At 32.8% G+C, this 5,057-nt stretch carries 4 protein-coding genes; all 4 read right to left on the bottom strand.

The genetic code is table 11. The annotated features are described in order from the left end of the window. Positions 1 to 14 precede the first annotated feature (14 nt). The gene (gene cysS, locus U9P79_03085) at positions 15 to 1,454 is read right to left on the bottom strand and encodes a cysteine--tRNA ligase (protein ID MEA2103613.1); all 1,440 of its coding nucleotides are present in this window, start codon (positions 1,452 to 1,454) and stop codon (positions 15 to 17) included. Between the two features lie 131 nt (positions 1,455 to 1,585). Continuing rightward, entirely contained in the window at positions 1,586 to 2,635 is a 1,050-nt protein-coding gene (locus tag U9P79_03080; protein MEA2103612.1) for a PDDEXK nuclease domain-containing protein, read from the bottom strand. 178 nt (positions 2,636 to 2,813) lie between these two features. Beyond that, the gene (locus tag U9P79_03075) at positions 2,814 to 3,950 is read right to left on the bottom strand and encodes a hypothetical protein (protein ID MEA2103611.1); all 1,137 of its coding nucleotides are present in this window, start codon (positions 3,948 to 3,950) and stop codon (positions 2,814 to 2,816) included. 109 nt (positions 3,951 to 4,059) lie between these two features. Further along, the coding region (locus tag U9P79_03070) for a PDDEXK nuclease domain-containing protein (GenBank protein ID MEA2103610.1) at positions 4,060 to 5,057 on the bottom strand (998 nt) is incomplete at its 5' end.

Raw genomic sequence — 5,057 nt, 5'->3', positions numbered from 1 at the left:
TTTACGGACAGACTCTAAGTAATAACTCTCCATTCCGTTCCAAACTTTCCATCCCGTAATTCAACATTTAAATTTTTCAATTCATCTCGGATTTTGTCCGCTAAATCCCAATCCCCTTTTTTACGGGCAAGCTCGCGATTTTTTATTAAATCCTCAATAAGTTCCTTATCAACGCTTTTTTCTTTACTGTTCCGAATGATCTCCGAAGATTCTTGCAAACTCAAACCAAGTACCTTATCAAAATTGCTTATCAATTCAAATTTTTCTTTATTTCCCACTTCATCAGTTCGTAGAACTTTCCACAAAACAGCCAAGGCAGCCGGCATATTCATATCATTATTTATACAATCTGCAAATTCCAATTTTACAGACTGGAAAAATTCCGGATTCGGTTTGCTATCCGAAAGATTTCTTTCAATTTCAATTACGTTATTTCGAATACGTTCCAGAGATTTTTTTGCACCGACAAGGGCTTCGTAGCTAAAATTTAGTTTTTGTCTATAATGCGCTCCCAAACAAAAATACCGGTAAACCATTGGTGAATAACCTTTTTCCGATAGTACGTCGAGAGTTAAAAACTCGTTGCGGGATTTACTCATTTTATATTTATTGAATATGAGGAATTCACCATGCAGCCAATAATTTACCCACTTCTTACCTGTGGCAGCTTCACTCTGAGCAATCTCGTTCGTATGATGAACGGGGATGTGGTCAATGCCTCCACAATGTATGTCGAAATGCTCGCCGAGATATTTCATCGCAATAGAGGAACATTCAACGTGCCAACCCGGATAACCTTTTCCCCAAGGACTGTCCCATTGCATTTCCTGATCCTCAAATTTTGATTTGGTAAACCAAAGAACAAAATCAAACGGATTCTTTTTTGCAGTATCAACTTGTATTCTGGCACCTGCCTGCAATTTGCTCAGATCGAGTTTTGCAAGTTTCCCATAATCCGCTAATTTCGAAATATCAAAATAAACATTACCGTCCTTGAAATAGGTAAATCCCTTTTCTTCCAACCGTTTTATGAGCGTTATCATTGCACTGATAGTGTCGGTTGCCTTCACGTGAAAATCGGGATAAATGATGTTCAGATTCTTCAAATCTTTTTCAAAAGCAGCTGTGTAATAATCTGCAATTTCCCAAACGGTTTTATGCTCTTTCTTGGCTTCTTGCACCATCTTATCTTCACCTTCATCCGCATCGGATGTAAGATGCCCGATATCCGTGATGTTCATTACATGCTTAACTTGATATCCGTTGTAAAATAAAACCCGTTTAAGCACGTCTTCAAAAATATAGGTGCGTAAATTCCCGATATGAGCATAATTGTAAACTGTCAGTCCGCAGGTGTAGAGCAACACCAAATTCGGATCAATAGGTACAAATGTCTCTTTTTGACGAGACATTGTATTGTAAAGTTTCAAATTAGATTTAATTTTGTTTTTCATAATATTTTTTTTGTGTTGTTAATGGTTAGTATAAGAATAGTAGCCGGCTGTGGAACTCGAATTTTTCAAGTTACAACTAATTTTTATGCGGGCTACAATGTTCATATTTACTACTATTTTCGGCAATTTTTTTATACATTGTTACCGCCTTTTTGTTCTGTTCTTTTTGTCAATTCATTTTCAAGTTCTTCTATTGAAGGTAATTTTGTCTTAATGTTCTCAGGGATTGAGTCTGTTAGTCTGTATTCAGTTATTCCCATTGGTTTATTTATGTCTCTGAGTGCATATTCTACTTCAATTTTGTCCTTTTTCTTGCACAAAAGAATTCCAATTGAGGGATTATCTCCTTGCCTTTTAAATTGGCTGTCAACAGCTGATAAATAAAAATTCAATTTTCCGGCAAATTCCGGCTTAAACTTTCCTGCTTTTAATTCAATTACTATGTAACACCGTAGTTCAATGTGGTAAAACAACATGTCAATGAAATAATCATTTTCACTTACTTCAATTTTATATTGTCTCCCAAGGAATGCAAATCCTTTTCCAAGTTCCAATAGGAATTTGATAATATTTTTAACTAATTCATTTTCAATTGCAATTTCCAGTGCATCGTCGTGTAAGCCGAGAAAATCAAAATTGTAAGGGTCTTTTAGTATTTCGACTGCTAATTCAGATTGTCTTACAGGAAGTGTTTGCGGAAAATTATTGTCTGAAAAACCTATACGTTTATAAAAGTTTTTCTCAATCTGAATTTCTAAAGTATCTCTATCCCAGCCATTTTTAATAGTTTCATCACAATAGAATTCTGCTTCATCAATATCTTTTATTTTTGTAATAATCAATCTATTATGACCCCATGGAATTTGTGCCACGCTCTGTGGCACAAATTGATATTTTGTCGAATAAAATTTATACCATTGTCTTATTGCATAAATATTTCTACGTGAGAATCCCTTAATTTCAGGAAATTCATGTTTTAATTCAAGAGCTATCTGTTCAATGAATTTGCTTCCCCATTTTGATTCTTCTTGTTTTTCAGAAATATCTTTTCCAACTTCCCAATACATTTCAAGAAGTTGGGAATTAATGGAATACGCTACCTTTCTACGCGCAGCATGAATTTTGGATTTTAATTCTGCTATCCAATTTTTATATTCTGATAGATTTAATTCTGTATTCATTTTTCAAAGATAAGACATCCTTTGATTAGTAGTGTATTGTTTTTTCAAATTGGCGATAATGGTAGCAATATGATAAGTTGATCATTTTGAAACACAAATCTTTTAATTTATTACGCCGTTTATTTAATTTCAATTCGTTCATATTTATCACTTCACCCGCCACAAACTATATATATTGTTACCTGCTGCCTTTTTCTTTCAATTCTTTAAAAAACCAATCATAAATCTTGATAAATTTATCATATTCAGATGTCTCTTTTAATAATTTTATGTCGATTGAGGGTCTTTTGTCAATTTTATTTTCAGGGATGTTAACCCCTTTTATTTCATTTAGTTTATCCAATATTTTCTTTCTTGTTTCAATACTGTCAAATGGTGGTTTGTCCTTGTACCATTGGAAATAAATTTCAATTTTCCCATAAGTCCATATTGCAAATGGAAAATGAGAATTGTCAGGTAAGTCAACAGCGGGAACGATTGAGCCACTTCTTTTTCCTTTCCCAAACCAAAAACGAGAAACTTTATTTTCAAGATGTCCTATTATTTTGCGAACTATATCTGCTGATAATTTTCCATTTCTTCTTTCTAATTCAGCGAAAAAGGTTTCTTCAGTCCATTGATTGTATTCTCTTAATCCCTTTTTAATTTGTGCTGAAGAAGTTTGTCCAACAACTCTTGGGACAATCGTTTTTATTGTATCGTTTCCGAATTGTTTTATTTCAACTCCCAAAATTTCTGCGGGTGTCATTTGCTCATTTAGAAATTCGATAATTCGTTGAAGTTCTTTTGGAATTTTGTCTGCTATAAATAGCATTCTGATTTTTCCGGCTTTCAAGTTTAAATCTACTGTTTCCCAAAATTTTTCAACATCTTCGTTTTCATCAATTAATTCTTGAACAATAATATCGGGGTCTGTTTTTTTTGTTTCGCAGTATTTTTCAAATTTATTCCGTATCTCATTCAAAGACCAATATGTTACAGCGTTTGCAGCATAATCAAGCATTTGTCCAACTACTTCTCTTCTAATTCTTGTATCTGTGCTTCGTTTTACTTCTACTAAAGTTGGTATTCCATCTTGGTCAATAAACAGGTGGTCTAATGACCATTTATTATTACCAAATTCTTCGTCTGGAACTCCAAATTCTCGTGAAATAAGTAACCATTTTCTCGGGTTATCAGGATTTATTTGACTTCCAGAAATTAATTTCGGATAATTTTCCAATAATTCTTGAAACTGTTTTTCAGTCACAAATTCACTTTCGTTTAATTCTAATAATGATTGGTTTTTATTCAATATGAAAATCTGTTCTTCCATTGTTTCTGTTTCTCAAGGTTGCAGATAACGGTTTGGCTATGCGTAGTTTGGGATTTTGAAACGATTAATTTTCAATTTACTGCTAAATTTCTTTATTTGCATAATTTCTCTAATTATCAATATCACCCGCATTACGTATAGCCTTTGTTAGCATTTGTTTTAATTCTTTTGATGTCGGCACTTTTCCTTTTAATTTTTCTGGCAATCTATGAGTTAATTTGTATTCTGATACGCCTATTGGTTTATTACTTGATCTCAAAGCGTATTCAACTTCAATCTTGTCTTTTGTTGGACATAGAATAATTCCGATTGAAGGATTATCATCTGGTTGCTTTTCTTGTTCGTCAAGTAGTTCAAGATAGAAATTCATTTTTCCAGCAAATTCGGGTTCAAATTCAACAGTTTTTAGTTCAATAGCAACTAAGCATTTCAAAATTCGGTGGTAGAATAACAAGTCAATAGCATATTCTTTTCGGTTAAGTTTTAATCTGTACTGATTTCCAATAAAACTAAAACCATATCCGAGTTCTAAAAGCAGGTCTCGGATATTTTCAATAAGCCTATTTTCTAATTCTTTTTCTAATACTGGTTTTGTAATTCCAAGAAAGTCAAGATTATATTCGCTCTTTAATGCTTCATTTGCTTGTTCTGCCAGATGAATGGGAAGGGCTCTTTCAAAATTACTCATCTTTTTATCTATCAGATGATGTTGATAAGCGTTTGCTTTAATTTGATTAAGTAATACAGCACGGCTCCATCCTAATTGGTTAGTTGCTTGTAAATAATATTTTCTTTCTTTTTTATCTTTCAATTGGTGAATAATCAGCATATTCTGTCCCCAAGGAATTTTCAATGCTAATTCTAACAACTCTGGTTCATTTTCATATTCAAGATAGAACTGTCTCATTCTCCATAGATTTTGTGGTGAATAACCTTTCATTCCATCTATTTGTTTGTTAATATCTTTTGATAAGGTGTCAACAATTGATTGTCCCCATTGATTTCTTTCTTGGTTTTCAACAATGATTTTCCCTATTTCAAAATTCTGACCAATATGATATTTATTCAGGGATTTGAATGCTTGATATCTTGCTGAATTAATCGTGT

The organism is Candidatus Cloacimonadota bacterium (genome assembly GCA_034661015.1).
In the GTDB taxonomy this organism is placed as follows: domain Bacteria; phylum Cloacimonadota; class Cloacimonadia; order JGIOTU-2; family JGIOTU-2; genus JAYEKN01.
Note: the sequence above shows the minus strand (reverse complement) of the source record. Positions and strands in the feature narration are given on the sequence as shown.

Coding starts and splice junctions, on each gene's coding strand:
- cysS (MEA2103613.1), bottom strand. CDS start 1,454: ATGAAAAACAAAATTAAATCTAATTTGAAACTTTACAATACAATGTCT.
- U9P79_03080 (MEA2103612.1), bottom strand. CDS start 2,635: ATGAATACAGAATTAAATCTATCAGAATATAAAAATTGGATAGCAGAA.
- U9P79_03075 (MEA2103611.1), bottom strand. CDS start 3,950: ATGGAAGAACAGATTTTCATATTGAATAAAAACCAATCATTATTAGAA.